Source organism: Leptospira perolatii, from assembly GCF_002811875.1.
GTDB classification, from domain to species: Bacteria; Spirochaetota; Leptospiria; order Leptospirales; family Leptospiraceae; genus Leptospira_B; species Leptospira_B perolatii.
The window spans coordinates 47,257-63,976 of sequence record NZ_NPDZ01000005.1; the positions used below are offsets into that span (position 1 = coordinate 47,257).

A 16,720-nucleotide genomic window follows, 5' to 3' on the forward strand; every position below is an offset into this window, starting at 1 on the left:
ATGGAATACTTTGTAGGCAACTTCCAGGTGTTTCTTTTGATTCTCGCCAGAATCGTAGGATTGCTATCGGTTGCCCCGGTATTCTCTTTTCCTTCCATTTACTTCGCGCATAGAATGACTCTCGGATTTTTGGTCTCCGTAATTCTATTCCCTGTGATCGCAGGTTTTGTTCCTGCAATTCCAGGAAACATGATCGACTACGGACTTGTAGTCATCGGAGAAATATTGATCGGAATTCTGATCGGATTCTTGGTCAGCTTAGTTTTCGCTTCCTTTCAAATGGCTGGGGAATTTTTCAACGTGCAGCTCGGTTTCGGATATGCGGAGATCTTAGATCCGATTTCTCAGACGAGCCTTCCAGTAATTAGCACACTGAAAAATATGCTCGGAATGTTGCTATTTCTGAGTTTAGGAGCATATCGATATCTTTTTGAAAGCCTTGCGTATTCATTCGAAAAATTGCAAGTGTTGAAACTGGTTCCAGAAATCCAAGACGGTCTGTACAGAGCAATGGAGGGTGCGGTCGGAACCATGTTCCTGGTGGCCTTCAAGATTTCTTTGCCGATTCTCGGGGTGCTGCTTCTAGTGACAGTCTCCGAGGCTTTGATGGGAAAGGCCGCCCCTCAGCTCAATATTCTTCAGCTAAGTTTTCCGATTAAGATCGCGATCGGATTGATCGTGATGATTTTGATCGTTCCGTTTTTGATCTCTCAAATGGAGTCAGCTTTTCAGCTCTCCTTTGATCGGATCCACTCTTTACTTTCGGAGTGGCCAAGCAAATGAAGTTGTTTCGGAAAATTACATCCTGTATCCAAGATTCTGCTCGTTTCAAAAAATCTTTTTTTCAAAGACAAGCAGTCGCATTGAGTTCAGCTGAAATTTTTCGGATCGACTTACAGCTGTTTGCGGCAGAGGACGAAGGTCGTACTCAGCCCGGTAGCGAACGCAGAAGAAGGGAAGAAAGAGAAAAGGGAAATGTTCCAAAGAGTGGAGAGGTTCCTTCAGCTATCGTTTTGCTCTCCGGGATCGTGCTAATCTATATTATGGGAGAATACTTTTTCTTTCGCTCGTATTATCTTTTGCGAAAGTATTTTGCCGGTATTACCTCCTTTAAGCAAATCGGAATGGAGACAGTCTCAGAGCTCGGTGGAAACGCGATCTGGGATATTACTCTACTGCTGTTGCCTCTCTTCGGAATTACGATGGTGGCCGCGATCGTAGGGAACGTAGTCCAAGTAGGGTTTCTTTTCGCGCCTCGAGCGATGACTCCTAACTTTAGCCGGATTCGTCCGAACTTTAAAAAGGTTCTCCCGAACCGCCAGACTCTTTTTAATCTAGGCAAGTCCTTAGCTAAGGTAGGGATGATCGCTTGGGTCTCTTATATCATTATCGAACAGGATTTCTTTCGAATTCTCATGCTCGGAAATATGGGACTTGAAGAATCTGTCACCCTGATCACTTATACGGCGTTCAAAATCTTTGTCGTAGTCGGCATTCTACTGCTTGCGATCAGCGTAGGAGATTACTTTTTTCAAAAGTACGAATACGAAGAAGCTCTGAAGATGACTCCTTCCGAAGCGAAGAGAGAAATGAAGGAGCAGGAAGGAGATCCTTCCTTGCAAGCAAGGCGCCGACAGATGGCAAGAGATACGATGAACAAAAGTCGAATGCTCACCAAGGTTCCGGAAGCGGACGTGGTCATTACCAATCCGACTCACTATGCTGTGGCCTTGGCTTATAAACCTTCGATTCATAAGGCCCCAGTTGTGATCGCCAAAGGAGTCGACGATTTTGCACTTAGAATCATCCGTGTCGCGAGGTCGAGCCAGATCCCGACGGTAGAAGACAGACCCATGGCAAGAATGTTACACGACGAAGTGGAAATCGGGCAGGAAGTTCCTACGAAGTTCTACACTGCATTGAGTGTGATCTTTACGAAACTGGAATCTTTCAGGAAGTCGTTCGCCAACGCGTCGTAAATTCCAAGGAGTAAGAAATGGAAAACAAATGGTACATGCAATCTGATTTCATCCTTGGCACCGGAGCCGTTGCGATTGTCGCAATGTTGGTGATTCCGCTTCCTGGGTTTGTATTGGATTTCTTGATTCTTGTGAGCATGGCGATCGGATTACTTATCCTTTTGACATCACTGTCCGTAAAGGAGCCAGCTCAGTTTTCCATTTTTCCTAGTTTGCTTTTGATCACTACGATGTACCGACTTGCACTGAACGTTTCCACGACCCGACAAATTTTATCCAAGGGTCCTGCGGTAAACAGCCATGTGATCGATGCGTTCGGGTCCTTTATAGTAGGGAGCGAGTCCGGGATGAGCAAGTATGTGGTCGGCTTTATCATCTTTCTAATCTTGATCATCGTGCAAGTGCTTGTGATCACGAAAGGTGCGACCAGGATCTCCGAGGTCGCAGCTCGATTTACTTTGGACGCATTGCCCGGCAAGCAGATGGCAATCGATATGGAGTTGTCCACAGGAAACATCAACGAAGAGGAAGCTAGAAAACGTCGAAAAAGAATCGAACAAGAAGTGGACTTTTACGGTTCCATGGATGGAGCGAGTAAGTTCGTACAAGGTGACGTTCGAGCTGGGTTAATAATCACTGCGATCAATTTGATCGGTGGAATTATCATCGGTGCGAGCATACGAGGCGAATCCTTTGCGGCGACGATAGAAACCTACGGCAAGTTTACGATCGGTGATGGACTAGTTTCTCAGATTCCTGCGCTTTTAACCACTGTCGCGACAGGTATGATCGTAACTAGATCCGGATCCGAAAGCGATCTCGCCAAACAGTTCAAGACGCAATTATTCAATAATTCTAAAGTACTCTACGTAGTCTCCGCTTCCCTAGGACTCGGGGCCTTTATTCCAGGGTTACCGTTTATACCGATGATCATGCTTTCTGCAGGACTGGCGTATTTAGCGTATTCCCTCGAGAGAACTGTCCAGGAACAGCTCGAAGTACTCGAGAAAAAGGAAAAGGAATCTATCTCCGAAAGAAAACCGAGAGATTACTATGATGAACTCAGGATCGAGCCGATCGAAATCGAATTCGGTTATCATTTGGTTCCATTGGTCGATGCAAGCCAAGGTGGAACTCTTATGGATCAAATTTCCAATTTAAGAGCAAAGTTTGCGAGAGAGAGTGGGATCGTCATCCCGCCGATCCGAATTTTAGATAATTTGGAAATTCCACCCGATGCTTTTACGATCAAGATCAACGGAGTAGAAGTTGGCTCGAGTACAGTCAGGCCCGACAAACTCATGGCAATGCCTTCCGAGCAAAATCCGGATCTTACCCAAATCGAAGGAGAAACTTTTACCGAGCCTGCCTATGGCAGAACCGCAAAATGGATCAACGCAGATACCAAGGGCGAGGCAGAAGGCAAAGGCTTCATCGTGGTCGATGCTCCTACCGTGATCATTACTTATTTGAGAGAATTACTGGCAACTCACGCATCTGGTTTACTCGGAAGAGAGGAAGTCAAGAAATTGCTCGATCACTACCGTACGCAGTATCCTACTTTGATCCAAGAATTGGAACCTGACAAAGCTGGAAATCTGGGAATGTTGCAACAGGTTCTTCAGAATCTGCTGAGAGAAGGATTAGGAATTCGTAATTTAGTTCCGATCTTAGAGACCGTCGCGAACAAGATGTCCAAGTATCCGAATCCTTATGTGCTCACTGAGTTTGTTCGCCAAGCAATTTCTAATACGATCGTAAAGGACTATATGGTCGATGGAAAGTTGCAAGTTCTCGTTGTAGAAAGTCGGGTATTGGATCGTTTGAATAAGTCTTTGGCACAGGACCGTTTGGAAGGAAGAGACATTTTAGTGCTCCCTCCTGATTTTCAAAGACGTTTGTTGGAAGCGGTCGCAGAAATGAATCGAAAGGTGCAGGAACAAAGAGGATTCCCAATCTATGTGGTCAATCGAGAGGTTCGAATGCCTTTTGCCTACTTCCTGGCAAAAGAATTTCCGCCTAGGAATTTTGCGGTGCTTGCTTTGGAGGAAGTGCATTCTTCCGTTCCGACTACCATCGTCGGTGAACTCAAAATTTCTCAGACAGCTAGCACCGAAGCCGCCGGAGGAGTGAACGCATGATCTGTTTCGCTCAATCTACGGAAACTAAAACGAAATACGAATCAAGGGGGAAATAGCAATGGACTTTGCAAAAATACGCGGAAAGGACCTGCAAGACTGCCTCATGCAGATGAAAATGAAATACGGACCCGAGGCTCATGTAATCGAACATAGGATTGTAACTGAAGGCGGAGTCTTTGGCACTGGGCTCATGGCCAAGAAGGTGATTGAGATCCAAGTAGGAATTCCAGAAAAAGCTACTTCAAGAGAAAGGGTCGAGAGAAAGCTCCAAGATTTGAAGGAGCTCCTAAAACAAAAATCTGTCCAGTCTACCGAAAAGAGAAAGACTTTAAACGACGTGACCTCCTGGGAAGAAAGGACTCGGCGCTCTTCCCATAAACTTGAGTCTTCCTTGCCAGAGGAAGCTTTCTCGAATGAAGACCCGCTAGAGGAGAATGAAAAAGTAGGAATATCTTTTTCAGAAGAATTTACCACAAGACCTTTGTTACAAAAAAAGCCGGAAATTTCTCCGCATTTGTTTCGATTGAAAGAAAGATTTTTAAGAGAAGGGATGTCTCCTTCTTATACGGAAGAAATTATTTCCGCGATTGACCTACGTTTGTCAGCTTTGGATCGAAGTAGAGCGACTGCAGTTTTGGAAAAGGCGATAGAAGTTCTTTCCGATCGAGTGCAAGCGGATCCGGATATTTTTCGCGGAACCGGAAGAGGACAGAGAAAGGTAGTTTTTTTTGTTGGACCTACTGGTAGCGGAAAGACCACGAGCATCGCAAAACTTGCGGCAAAGTATCATTTGCATATGGGAAAAGCTGTTTCTCTTTATACGACAGATAACTATCGAATTGCCGCAGTCGAGCAACTAAAACGCTACGCAGATACCATGGAAATGCCTTTTTACGCAATAAAAGATACCAAGAGGTTTCAGGAAACGTTAGCTAGAGATGGATCAGAACTTATAATGATCGATACAGCGGGATATAGTCACAAGAATCTAGAACAACTTTCCAAGATGCATAATTTCTTATCTGCATTCGGCGAAAGAGACTGTGTTGAAAATATCCTTGTATTATCCGCCACGTCTGCTTATCATCATACCCACTCTGTGATGAAATCTTACGAACCGATCGGATTTAGAAGAATTTTATTAACCAAACTAGATGAGACGGAATTTTTAGGTGGATTTCTGGAACTAGCCGATACACTTAATAAGGGTTTTACCCATTTAAGCGTCGGTCAAGAAGTGCCTTTTGATATGATACCTGCGAGCAGGCACCTCTTAGCGGAATGCGTGGTAACTCCTGAGAAAATCACGGAAATCAGGGGTGAGGTTTTTTCCGCAAACGGTTAAAATCTGCCCGCCTAGAAAATGCCTGAAAGAGGTGAAGGATGGACCAGGCGACACAGCTGCGTAAGCTTACTGAAGGAAATACAAGTCTAAAACTTGTTTCCTCTGCCAAACCTACGACCAAAATTATTGCAATTGCCTCGGGAAAAGGAGGGGTAGGGAAAAGTACTATCTCTGTAAATCTGGCGATTGCAATGGCCAAAGCTGGACAAAGGGTTTTGGTTTTTGACGGGGACTTAGGTCTAGCTAACGTAAACGTAATTCTCGGAATCATCCCGAAATACAATCTGTATCATGTTGTAAAAGGGCATAAAAGTTTAAAAGACATCATTATCCAAACTCCTGAGGGAGTGGACATCATCGCAGGTGCAAGTGGCTATTCCCAGCTAGCGAATCTAAATGATACACAACGTGGTAATCTGATCAAAGGATTTGGAGATCTGGATAACTACGACTATATGATCATAGATACAGGAGCCGGAATCAGTTCTAACGTGATCGGACTGACCTTACCTGCAGATGACGTGATCGTGGTTACCACTCCGGAGCCGACTGCAATCACCGATTCCTATGGATTGATCAAAGCCATCGTATCCCAAAGCAGGGATAAGAACCTAAAGATGGTAGTAAATAGGGTCCGCTCTGCGATCGAAGGAAAAAAGGTCGCAGATAGAGTGATTGATATCAGTGGTCAATTTTTAGAAGTGCAGGTAGAGAATCTAGGATTCATTTTCCAAGACGAGGACGTAGAAAAGAGCATCCGGGAGCAAAAACCCTATGTCATTCATTCTCCGAAAAGCAAGGCAACTGCGTGTCTGAATCGAATTACTTATTCCTTATTGAACCAGGAAATGGATTCTCAAGAAGATTCAGGGATTGGAGGCTTCTTTAAGAAATTCTTTAGCTTCGTGGATGTTCGCGAGAAGCAGTTGGAAAAGAGTTTAGAGGATAATTGAACCTTCAAATAGGATTTCTCATTATTTTTTCTGTGATCGGGCTGTTCGTGAGTACGGCCTGCGGAATTTTCGTCGGGAACGGGCTGGGAAGAATCGTAGTAGTTAGTTTGCTCTCAACTCTCGTAATGGCTGGGTTTGGATTTGGACTCCACATGTTTTTGCAATCCAAGGTTCCAGAGTTTTTGGATTTCCTAAGTAATATAGGCGGGTCTTACTCCGGTTCTTCTACGGCCTCCTCTAATTCGGAAGAATCCGGATTTTCCAAAGACCTTGGTTCCGATACTGATTCTTCAGAAAGTGGATTTGCATCTGCCAGAGGCGAAGGAGAGGCGAGGGCAGCAGCTGCTGGAATTCCTCGTAGGAAAGCCGAAAAATTCGGTGACCATATCATGGTGGAAAATATCGCAATTAAGAACGAACCGAAATTAATGGCCGAAGCGATACGCACCATGCTCGCCAAAGACGAAATGAGCCAGGAAAAATAGAAGTTCCTCTTTCTAAATGTGCCCATTTGGGGATTTCGATCTAATGAGACAAAAAACTGCTTGATTTCCCCTTTTTGAGACAAAAAATGCTTTTGCAAATTGTACCGGGCAACGACACTCTTAAACAAGGGGTCGATAGATTCCCAGTTCGATGATATGTCCAAACTTTTTGATAAATACAATGCAACGGATGAGACAGAACTGTGGAAAACTTACAGGGAATCAAAAGACCCGAATATCCGCAGTTATCTCGTAGAAAAATATTCTCCTCTAGTAAAACACGTGGCTGGCCGGATTGCGATCGGAATGCCTCAGAACGTAGAGTTCGATGATCTAGTTTCGTATGGAGTATTTGGCTTGTTAGATGCGATCGAGAAATTCGATCCGGAAAGACAAATCAAATTCAAAACTTACGCGATGACTAGAATTCGCGGATCTATTTTTGACGAACTAAGATCCATAGACTGGATTCCTAGATCGATTCGCCAAAAAGCAAAACAGTTAGAGCAAATTATCGGAATGCTCGAGAACAAAGAAGGGCAGCACGTAGAGGATGAAGTGATCGCAAAGGAAATGGGAATTTCCGTAGAAGAGTTTAACAGTCTTTTAACAAAAATCAGCGGCACTTCTTTAGTTTCATTAAACGACATTTGGTTCCTCGGGGACGAGAACGACGAGGTTTCCTTTATGGAAACTTTGGAATCTCCGATGAATATGAATCCGGATACGATTATAGAAAAAGAAGAGATCAAGAGTGTAATCGTAGAAGCGATCAAAACTCTTCCGGATAAAGAGAAAAAAGTAATCGTATTATATTATTATGAAGATCTAACCTTAAAAGAAATCGGTGAAGTTCTGGAAGTAACGGAATCCAGGATTTCTCAACTTCACACCAGAGCGGTGGCTCGACTGAGAAGTAAGTTGGGTAAGGTGAAATCCGTCATTACCAAGAAATAAGCCCGAGAGCAGGACGATGGGCGGCCTAACTTCCTTTTTAAAAGACCAAGGCAAAGAGCTCGATAAACTACAGAACGAGCAGGTCGAAGTCATCGGCGACACATTGGACAATTGTCTGAGGCTTGCTTCTCAACACTTTCGCAAAAAAATACACGAGCTAGATTATAAAGTTCTAAAGCGCGGAAAAAAGAAATTATTCGGATCTGAGCCTTGGCATATTAGAGTCTCCTTTCTTCCGGAAGATACATTCTTGGATGAGCTTACCGAGTTGGATCAGAAACTAACCGGAGGAAGCGGCAAGTTAGTCTCCAAGGATTTGAAGGAGATCCTGCAACCGAAAGATAGAGACGGAAGAGCTTTAGTTCAGATTTTAAGAAACGGTGTCTATCTGACTATTTTTCCACAGAGTGGAACGGGCAAGGCTATCGAAATGTCCGAAGTTTCCAGAAAGCTTTCGATTCGAGGTGTGGCCCAGGTGGATGAGGGCCAGATCAAGAAGCTCGTAAAGGAAGCCAAGGGAGAGCCGATTTATATTTCCAATATGAAGCCGAAGGTTGGCGCAGAAGCCAAGATCTTCCTGGATATTGCTCCGGATCGAATGAAGGCCAAAGTCACTTTGATTCAACCGAAACCCGGAGGAAGAGACTTAGAAGTCCAAGATGTCGTCAATCAGCTCAAAGCCGCCGGAATCAAATATGGGATGAAGGAAGAAGAGATCAAGCGCAGACTCGAGGAAGAATACTTTAACCAAGCATTTACTGCTGCCGAAGGAGATCCTCCGATCAATGGTAAGAATGCGCAAATCGTGTACCATGTAAGAACTCAAAAAGAAATTTCGTTCAGAGAGGACGAGTCTGGAAGAGTGGACTTCAAAGATCTAGACTTGATAGAAAACGTGGTCGTTGGACAGCTTCTCGCAGAAAAACTTCCTGCAGAAAAGGGAAAGTACGGAAGGACCTTGTTCAGTGAACTGATTCCTGCGAAGGACGGTCTGGATACCGAATTGAAACAAGGAAAGGGTACGATCCTTTCTGACGACAGGACCAAGTTGACTGCTGAAGTGAACGGGCAAGTCGTCTATGCCGCGGGCAGACTTTCTGTGGAAACCACTTACAGAATCAACGGAGATATTGGTATTAAAACAGGAAACGTTACCTTCCTGGGCTCCGTAATTGTGACTGGTAACGTCGAGGACAATTACTCTGTAAAAGCTGCCGGAAACATAGAGATCTATGGTACTGTACAAAAGGCAAACGTAGAAGCGGATGGAGATATTATTATCCGACAAGGAGTTTCTGGTAGGGATGAGGCTCGTATCGAATCCACCGGCGGAAATGTCGTAGCTAAGTTCATCCAGAACGCAACAGTAATCACCGAGAAAGATGTGATTGTTCAAGAAGGAATTTTGCATTCGTTTATCAGCGCAGGCGGAAAAGTAATCTCCAACGGAAAGCGCGGACAGATCGTAGGAGGAAGCGTAAGGGCATCCGAATTAATCGCTGCCAAAGTGCTCGGATCCTCCGCGAACCCACAAACAGAACTCATTGTCGGAACAGATCCTAAACTGATCAAACAAATCGCTGACTACGAAGAGAAAATGGCCGAGAGCCAGTCCAAGTATGAGCAGCTTTCTAAGAGCCAAAAGACCTTGAAGGCTAGAAAGGAAACGGACCCGGCTTCGTTTACCAAGGAACACGAGGACCAACTGACTAAGACTACAAAAGCGGTGGAAAAACTCGAGATCCGGGTTCGTGAATACGAGCAAGAGATCCAAAATCTCCGAAATTATGTAGAAGAAAGGGCCGCAAACGGCAAGATCAGCGTAGAGAAAACCTTGTATGGGGGCGTTACTCTCAAGATCCGAAATGCGGAATACAAGACTAGAAACGAGATCCGAAACAAGACTTTCCTAGAGGAAAACGGCAATATTCGTCAGCTGCCTTATGAGGACCCGGATCCAGATAAAAAAGACTGGAGAAAAAACAGATCTCGGGGTAAATAATATCTTATGAGGCTCAATGAACCGTTGTCAGGCTATGGTGCCGCTTCGGACCAGATCCGACGCAGTTTAATAGAGCATCCTCATACTCTCACGAACATGATCGCTGAAAATGCGAGAGCAGTTCGAGACGCTGATGTCCAAAAAAAATATGCAGTTCGGATGTACACTGAGCTGGTCTCACTTTCTCCGGAATACAGGGAAAGAATGAGGGAATCTTATTCACAAAGGATCGGAGAAATACAGAAAGAGATTCGATCTTTTAAGGGACCAAGACCGGAAGGAGGGAAAGAGAGAATTGTTTCCTACGATTCCGGAGGTAGAAAAACTGTGTACAATATTCCATTGCAATCCAAGATTGATGTTTTGGCATAGAGAGAGGAAACAGTTTCAAAGAACTTTATAAGAGAATTCGTTTGAATTGAAATACTAAAATCATCTAACCGACCGAAGGAATGTTGTTGGAAGCGATTCGGAGGTGGGCTAGATGGAAATCTTTGTTCTCCTATTTTTAAATGCGATATTGGCCGTAGGGCTGTACGTCGGAATTACAGCTCAGGTAACGAAGCGGATCCGTACTCATATGATCCGGAAGATCAACGACGAGATTCGAACCCTAGTCGACGAGATCCAAAACGAGACGGAGAGTCATCTAGAATTATTGAATTCTAAAGTACAAGCCTACAAGGTTTTGGTTCAAAAATCCGAACCATTGGAATCTAGACTGCAAGAGATTCTAAAAAAACTGGAGTCCTTTCCCAATGTAGAAAAAATCTTACACGAAGATCCGGATCCGTTCGTCCAGGAACGCAGCATGCTCGCCGAAGAGATTTCTCATGTTTCTGATTCAGTTGAAGAGGTAAGGGAACAGGAAAACTATGCAAACGAATTGCTTACTTTGATCCGAGAGAAACAAAAAGAAAGAAAGGAAGTGATCGAAAAATCTGTGTCAGAGCTCGCAGGCACCTCTTTAGATCCGAGTGTAGGATATATTTATAAGAGCAATGTTCCGGAGTCTTTGCATTCTGTTTCCAAAAATCCGAAAGAAGCCAAGATTTCGGAAAAACCAAAGAGCGATTCGCGATCTAAGAAACCTCCGGTCGATTCAGATTCCACCACGGTCAATATTCTCAAGAATTTCGGAAAAAGTCTGAAGTCGGCGATAGGTTGGATGGATACTTCCGAGCTGATGGAAAAGCCAGACGGAAACAAAATCCCCCGGCCTATGTACAACCAGAGCTCCACCTTTGATGTTTCTTTGGACCAAGATCCTTTTCTAGGCGCACCGTTTTCGGAACCGGGGGAAAACACAGGCAGCCTAAGATCCAAATCAGAGTATACTACAGAGCCGGATACGAAAATAGAATTCGGCAAACTAAAAATCAGGGATCATAAAAAGCCGATCGAAGAGGATTTTGGAAGAGTATTGGAAAGGGAAATGAGTGGTCGGAAGGTACAAAAGGCCGATTCGATAAAAATTTCGGCGGAAGCAGCTCTGGTCGATTTGGGATCCGAAGCCACAAAAATCGAGAAGGTAGTTTTCCTCTTGAAAAAAGGTTATACCCATGCAGAAATTTCCGAAGCTCTGGACCTAGCCTTGGGCGAGGTGGACATCATCGAGAGGTTCAGGTTAGAAAGAAACAGGAGGGTCTGAAATGTCCCAATTCAGCGTCCTGAACGTTGGCTTCGGAAATATAGTCATGGTCTCAAAGATTGTCGGAATCATCCACTCCGACTCAGCGTCCGCAAAACGAATTCGCAACGAAGCGAAAAGCAATAATAGTTTAATAGACGCTACCCAGGGGAAAAAAACAAGATCCATTATTATCACCGATTCGAATCATCTTGTTCTGTCGAATCTAAGAGTGGAAGCCTTGACTCGAAGAATCGAAAGTAGAGACAACTCGGTGGCTGAAGACGAGGAAGAAAAAGACTGAGTTCCCCCAAAGTATTTGTGCTTTCTTCTGTGGCCGGAGGAGGAAAGTCTACGCTGATCCAACTGATCCGGCAAAAACATCCGGAGATAGCTTTCTCCATTTCTTGTACCACAAGAGAGCGCCGACAAGGAGAGACAGAAGGGCTCTCTTATTATTTTCTTTCAAAAGAAGAATTCGAAGAAGGAATCAAGTCAGGCAGGTTCTTAGAATGGGCTCGAGTCCACGATCATTACTACGGCACCCCATTTAAGTTCGTAGAAGATTGCCTTTCTTCGGGAAAATCGGTGATCATGGATTTAGATGTGCAAGGCGCGGCTTCCTTACGCCAAAAATTAGGAGAAAAGGCAGTCAGTATCTTTATTCTACCACCAAACGAAAAAGAATGGGAGAACCGCCTCAGAGGGAGAGGTACAGATTCCGAAGAAGAGATTCAAAAAAGAATTCGGAATGGCAAAGCAGAGTTGGCCAGAAAAGAAGAGTTTGATTTCATTTTGGTAAACGATACTTTGGAAAAGGCTCTTTCGAAATTAGAATCGATTCTTTTCCAGATTTGACGGACTTATCTTATCCTGAAAAATTCAGTTGGTGCAATAAGGCTGGTCTACAACGATAGAAGGCATATCCGTCCTTTTTCCATCGAGTTCTAGTTTCTTATTTTTTAAATAAAACCCGCACACCTGTACGTAACTGCCCACATAGATTCTATTGATCAATCCGTAATCGTCCGAATCCAAAACTACAGGCTTTCCAGAAAACAAGATCACGAAGCGAACTGAATTCCCTTTGTACAAAACATGGGAAACGTAACCGCTGATCTTTACGGTTTCGCCGACAGCCTTGGATGGATTTCGAACCAGATCCTCTCCTTGTATAATCTTTACCTTCTTTTCCTTTGCGGAAAGTTGGGACACTGTCGGTAGGTGAATTAGAAAAAAGGTCGAAGTTACGACAGCAGCAGCGCTTAGAAAACCGTGTCTAAGCAAAGGCAACCGGTTTCTCAGGAAAATCTCTTTCCAGCTTCGATTCGGAACATTTTGATTCACTATAATTCCTCTGATTCAGGAGTGGATTCCGGTGCGCGAATTGCATCAGAACGCGAAAGCCACTTGTTGGTAATCGTGGCCCGACGCTCAGCCGGGAACAAGGTCAAAAGATACGTGGTGATCGTTTGCCTACCATCCTGTTCCGCATCTTTATCCATTTGGATAAACACGTCAATAATGTCTTTATCCGGCCAATTAATCAGCATTTGCACCGCAGAATCCGGTGGCATGTTTGCGACCTTGTCTGCGAGGACCTTGACCAATTTTTCCCGGCTATTCCTTTCTGACTCCGCGGATTTTAGCTCGCTCTCTTTGGCTTGGAGACCTCGTTTGAGCTGTTCTATTTTTTCCAGTTCCGCTTCCAGCTTTTCCTTTTGCAGTCTGAGTTCTTCTTCCTTCTGCTGGATCTCGTCCTTTTCTCTTGCCAGTCCTTCCATCTCTTTTTGGAATTCTAACTTTTCGAGCTCGGAAGGAGATTCGGAGTCAGGATTTACTAAGCCGGGTTCTTTGCGAAGAAAGGGGAATATATCAGCTGCGTCGATGAGCTGGAAATAGTCGAACGCAAAGAATCCGATCGCTAAAAGAAAAAAGATAAGAATGATTAAATATGCCGCTCTGGCTTTTTCGGTTAAACTTGCCATTTTCTGAATGTTCTCGCCAATCTAAATTCAGACCCGGATATCGATCCTGGAGCCCGAGATCTTTCGTTCCAGCTCTTCCGCCTTACCTTTAAGGTCGGTGATTTTTTCCTGGAGGTTCACCATAGAATTTATGACCGGGTCGCTAGTTCCGGTCTTCTTTACTTGGAAGAGAGGCAGTTCACTTTTTATAGCGCTCGTAAAGCTTTCTGAGTTCAGAAAGTCCCGCATCTTCTTGACCTGTTCGTTCGAAATCTCTCGTATCGAAGGTAAAAATTTTCGGATCCCGCTTAGATTTATCGAGCTCATGTGCTTCCTCCCGCCTAATTTGCACCAGTTTCGAAAGGAAAACTTCTTCGGCTGTAATCCGTTCTCGCTTTTTGTATCCTTTCAGAAACTGTTCGTATTTTTTTTCCTTTAATAATTCCATTACGCGACGATCTTTTCTTGCGTCCGTGACTTCTTTTCTCTTTGATTCGATCGGTTGGTCGAAGGTGCCAATCTCAGACTCTAACTCGCTATTTCGAGTGAGCAACTGGCGCATGTAAGTTTGCAAATAGGAATAGTCTTTTAAATTCGCATCTGCAGAGAGCGGGGCAGAGGAGGTTGTCCGAATTCTATTTTCGTTTTCCTCGATTTCGAATCTGCGACGATTTACCTCAGCGACCAGCTTTGCCAGTTCCTCTAACTTTTGGTCTTCTTTAATTTTTCTAAGACGCAAAACAGGTTCAAGCGCAAATCGAAATCTCTTCACAGATTAGAACTCCTCTTCCTCTTGTTCGTCTTTTAGGATGTCTTTCAAACCGTTCAGAGTCTGAGGAAATGTGCTTTTTTCTTGGAGCCTCTGTTTTAGAAAAGTGTCTATCCTGTCCTTTTTTCGAATCGCCAAATCCACTTTTGGATCGGAACCCTTTACATATGCATTCAATAAAATTAATTCTTCGACAGAATTGTAGGTAGAAATTAGTTCCCGGATAAATCCAGCTCTCATGAACTGATCCTCTTGCACAATAGTCTGCATGACCCTGGATAGGGAGGCTGGGATGTCGACCGCAGGGTATTGGTTTTTCTCCGCGAGTTTTCTTGAGAGTACAATATGTCCGTCAATATAACCTCGGACTGCGTCAGCGACCGGATCTTCCATTTCGTCTGTATCGGTCAAGATTGTATAAAATCCGGTAATACTACCTCCGGATTTAGAAGTTCCGGATCTTTCTACCAGTTTTGCGAGTTTAGTAAACACAGAAGAACTGAATCCTCTCGTAATCGGTGGTTCGTGATTCGAAACAGAGATCTCCCGATTTGCATGAGCAAATCGAGTGAGTGAATCCATCATTAGATTTACGTGAAGTCCTTTTTCACGGAAATACTCTGCTACAGAAGTAGCTAGCAAGGCACAGTTGACCTGTTCCATTTTGGGGGAATCCGAGGTCGCCGCAAATACAACCGACTTCGCGAGTCCTTCTTTGCCTAAATCTCTTTCTATGAATTCGTTTACTTCTCGGCCCCTTTCTCCTACCAGTGCGATTACGTTTAGATCTGCATCCGTAAATCTGGAAATCATACCAAGCAAACTGGACTTTCCTACACCAGAACCAGAAAAGATTCCCACCCTCTGTCCTCTGCCTACAGTCAGAATTCCGTCGATCGCTTTGATTCCAGTGAGTAAAATATCCCGAATGATGGGCCTGTCCAATGGATTGATTGTATCCGCGTCCGGCGATTTTTCTTCGGAAGTGATGATGAGTCCTTTTTTGTCGATCGGCTTTCCTACTCCATTTAGAACCCTGCCGAGAAGCTCATTGCCAACTGGCACGCTCAGTTTTCTGCCGGAAGAAAACACGAAAGCATCCGGATAAATTCCTTCCACCGGACCCAGGGGCATTAGTGTATAAATGTGGTTTTCAAAGCCTACGATCTCGCACTGTAGGTAGCTCTCGGTACCTGCCTTTTCGATATCCATGATCTCACCGATCTTGGAGTCTGGAGGTCCTTCTGAATAAATCACATTTCCAGAAACTCGGACCACTCTCCCGGATTTGCGTATCGTTTCGGTCCGATCTAAAATCAGGAAGTACTTGGAGATAATGTCTACTTTCTCGTAAAACTTCCTTTCGATCATGGCGAGACCTTTCCCTGTAATCCGTTAGAGTCGGAGAGAATTTTCCAAGAGTCAAGTTTTAATGGGAAAGTAATCGAATTATGTCGCCTAATTATTTCTAAGAACAGGGAAGCAAGAGATTCTCCATACCCGGCCTGGATTTCCGGCCGGGTAGGAGTGGGATATTTCCCGAGATAAACAAAGGAGAAGGATCGATTATATCGGCTCTGCATTTCGAATCGCCTCTTCGATTTCTTTGAGCTGGGTAGAAATTCTTGCGTCAATCGCTCCGACATCCGTTTCGATGATGACACCGCCTCTGTCGACGCGTGAGTCTTCGTAGATATTGACCTTACGCAGAGATTCCATAAGTTTGATGAGTTCGTCTTTGTGAGCCGTGGTGATTTCCAAGTCAGCAAAGTTGACTCTGATATCCACTCGGTCTCTGTCCTTGATCCGCTTCAGAGCCTCGCGGATGTTATTGAGTACGATTTCTTTACGTTCAATGATTTCATCTTTGATGATCTTACGGGCGATGATTAAGATCATCTCCACCATCTGTTTTTCGGAAGCTTGGATCAATTCTGCGCGAATATCGATCGCCTTTCCAACGATGGTTCCCAAACGGTCGATGAGTCGTCTTACTTCTCCCTGTCCCTTTCTGAAGCCTACTTCTCTTCCTGCTTCAAATCCTTTTAGATAGGCTTCGTGTTCGATCTCCGCCGTTTTCATTTCGGCTTCCTTGATCATTCTCTCGGCTTCCATCTTGGCTCTTTCCAAGATTTGTTCCGCTTTTGCTTTTCCTGAGTCTTCCTCGAGTTTGATTTTCTCTTTGGAATCTTGGATCATTTGGAAGGCTTTCTTTCTTCCTTCCTCTTCAATCTCCTCCGATCTACGGCGAGATTCTTCGAGCATCTCTTTGATGTTCTGCTCTGTTTCTTCTTTATAACGATTTAGCTCTGCCTCGATTTCTTCGATGGAAGGACCTTGGTATTGCTCAATGATATTTCCTTCTTGGTCTACTTCGAATTCTTCCGCATCCTCGTCACGGTGGTACTTTTTGTACTTATCCGGAATCTGTAGCTCGACCTGATCTTTCATGTCGGCGATTTGGATGGGTTTAAAAACGAGCTTTGCCATAA

The 16,720-nt window shown here is 44.3% G+C and carries 17 protein-coding genes; 12 read left to right on the forward strand and 5 right to left on the reverse strand.

Annotated features, from left to right (window positions below):
- From fliR to gmk, 12 genes are all read left to right on the forward strand, one after another.
- Complete coding sequence (gene fliR, locus CH373_RS09510; protein ID WP_100713366.1) at positions 1-783, forward strand: flagellar biosynthetic protein FliR; 783 nt, start codon at positions 1-3, stop codon at positions 781-783.
- On the forward strand, positions 780-1,979 hold the full coding sequence (locus CH373_RS09515; protein WP_100713367.1) for an EscU/YscU/HrcU family type III secretion system export apparatus switch protein: 1,200 nt from the start codon (positions 780-782) through the stop codon (positions 1,977-1,979). The genes fliR and CH373_RS09515 overlap by 4 nt, the downstream gene beginning before the upstream one ends.
- A gap of 17 nt (positions 1,980-1,996) precedes the next feature.
- Entirely contained in the window at positions 1,997-4,120 is a 2,124-nt protein-coding gene (locus CH373_RS09520) for a flagellar biosynthesis protein FlhA (RefSeq protein ID WP_100713368.1), read from the forward strand.
- A 58-nt stretch (positions 4,121-4,178) separates the two neighbouring features.
- Positions 4,179-5,465, forward strand: a complete 1,287-nt coding sequence (gene flhF / locus CH373_RS09525; protein WP_100713369.1) for a flagellar biosynthesis GTPase FlhF — start codon at positions 4,179-4,181, stop codon at positions 5,463-5,465.
- 38 nt (positions 5,466-5,503) lie between these two features.
- Complete coding sequence (locus CH373_RS09530; protein ID WP_100713370.1) at positions 5,504-6,418, forward strand: MinD/ParA family protein; 915 nt, start codon at positions 5,504-5,506, stop codon at positions 6,416-6,418.
- Positions 6,415-6,903: a hypothetical protein gene (locus CH373_RS09535; RefSeq protein WP_100713371.1), complete on the forward strand. Its 489-nt coding sequence runs from the start codon at positions 6,415-6,417 to the stop codon at positions 6,901-6,903. The genes CH373_RS09530 and CH373_RS09535 overlap by 4 nt, the downstream gene beginning before the upstream one ends.
- A gap of 156 nt (positions 6,904-7,059) precedes the next feature.
- A complete protein-coding gene (gene whiG, locus CH373_RS09540; protein WP_100713372.1) occupies positions 7,060-7,860 on the forward strand; it encodes an RNA polymerase sigma factor WhiG in 801 nt (266 codons plus the stop codon).
- Between the two features lie 16 nt (positions 7,861-7,876).
- The gene (locus CH373_RS09545) at positions 7,877-9,862 is read left to right on the forward strand and encodes a FapA family protein (protein ID WP_100713373.1); all 1,986 of its coding nucleotides are present in this window, start codon (positions 7,877-7,879) and stop codon (positions 9,860-9,862) included.
- A gap of 6 nt (positions 9,863-9,868) precedes the next feature.
- Positions 9,869-10,234, forward strand: a complete 366-nt coding sequence (locus CH373_RS09550; RefSeq protein ID WP_100713374.1) for a hypothetical protein — start codon at positions 9,869-9,871, stop codon at positions 10,232-10,234.
- Positions 10,235-10,346: 112 nt separating this feature from the next.
- On the forward strand, positions 10,347-11,513 hold the full coding sequence (locus CH373_RS09555; protein WP_100713375.1) for a V-type ATP synthase subunit I domain-containing protein: 1,167 nt from the start codon (positions 10,347-10,349) through the stop codon (positions 11,511-11,513).
- 1 nt (position 11,514) lies between these two features.
- The gene (locus CH373_RS09560; protein WP_100713376.1) at positions 11,515-11,796 is read left to right on the forward strand and encodes an extracellular matrix/biofilm biosynthesis regulator RemA family protein; all 282 of its coding nucleotides are present in this window, start codon (positions 11,515-11,517) and stop codon (positions 11,794-11,796) included.
- Between the two features lie 17 nt (positions 11,797-11,813).
- On the forward strand, positions 11,814-12,350 hold the full coding sequence (gene gmk / locus CH373_RS09565; protein WP_279305867.1) for a guanylate kinase: 537 nt from the start codon (positions 11,814-11,816) through the stop codon (positions 12,348-12,350).
- 24 nt (positions 12,351-12,374) lie between these two features.
- Here the strand turns inward: gmk and CH373_RS09570 are convergent, their stop codons facing one another.
- From CH373_RS09570 to fliH, 5 genes are all read right to left on the reverse strand, one after another.
- The gene (locus CH373_RS09570) at positions 12,375-12,722 is read right to left on the reverse strand and encodes a transporter (RefSeq protein WP_100713508.1); all 348 of its coding nucleotides are present in this window, start codon (positions 12,720-12,722) and stop codon (positions 12,375-12,377) included.
- A 116-nt stretch (positions 12,723-12,838) separates the two neighbouring features.
- Positions 12,839-13,480 (reverse strand): periplasmic-type flagellar collar protein FlbB, encoded by a 642-nt coding sequence (locus tag CH373_RS09575; protein WP_100713378.1) that lies wholly within the window; start codon positions 13,478-13,480, stop codon positions 12,839-12,841.
- Between the two features lie 178 nt (positions 13,481-13,658).
- The gene (fliJ, locus tag CH373_RS09580; RefSeq protein WP_100713379.1) at positions 13,659-14,231 is read right to left on the reverse strand and encodes a flagellar export protein FliJ; all 573 of its coding nucleotides are present in this window, start codon (positions 14,229-14,231) and stop codon (positions 13,659-13,661) included.
- A 3-nt stretch (positions 14,232-14,234) separates the two neighbouring features.
- Positions 14,235-15,599, reverse strand: a complete 1,365-nt coding sequence (locus tag CH373_RS09585; protein WP_100713380.1) for a FliI/YscN family ATPase — start codon at positions 15,597-15,599, stop codon at positions 14,235-14,237.
- A 195-nt stretch (positions 15,600-15,794) separates the two neighbouring features.
- The gene (fliH, locus tag CH373_RS09595) at positions 15,795-16,718 is read right to left on the reverse strand and encodes a flagellar assembly protein FliH (protein ID WP_100713382.1); all 924 of its coding nucleotides are present in this window, start codon (positions 16,716-16,718) and stop codon (positions 15,795-15,797) included.
- Between the last annotated feature and the right edge of the window lie 2 nt (positions 16,719-16,720).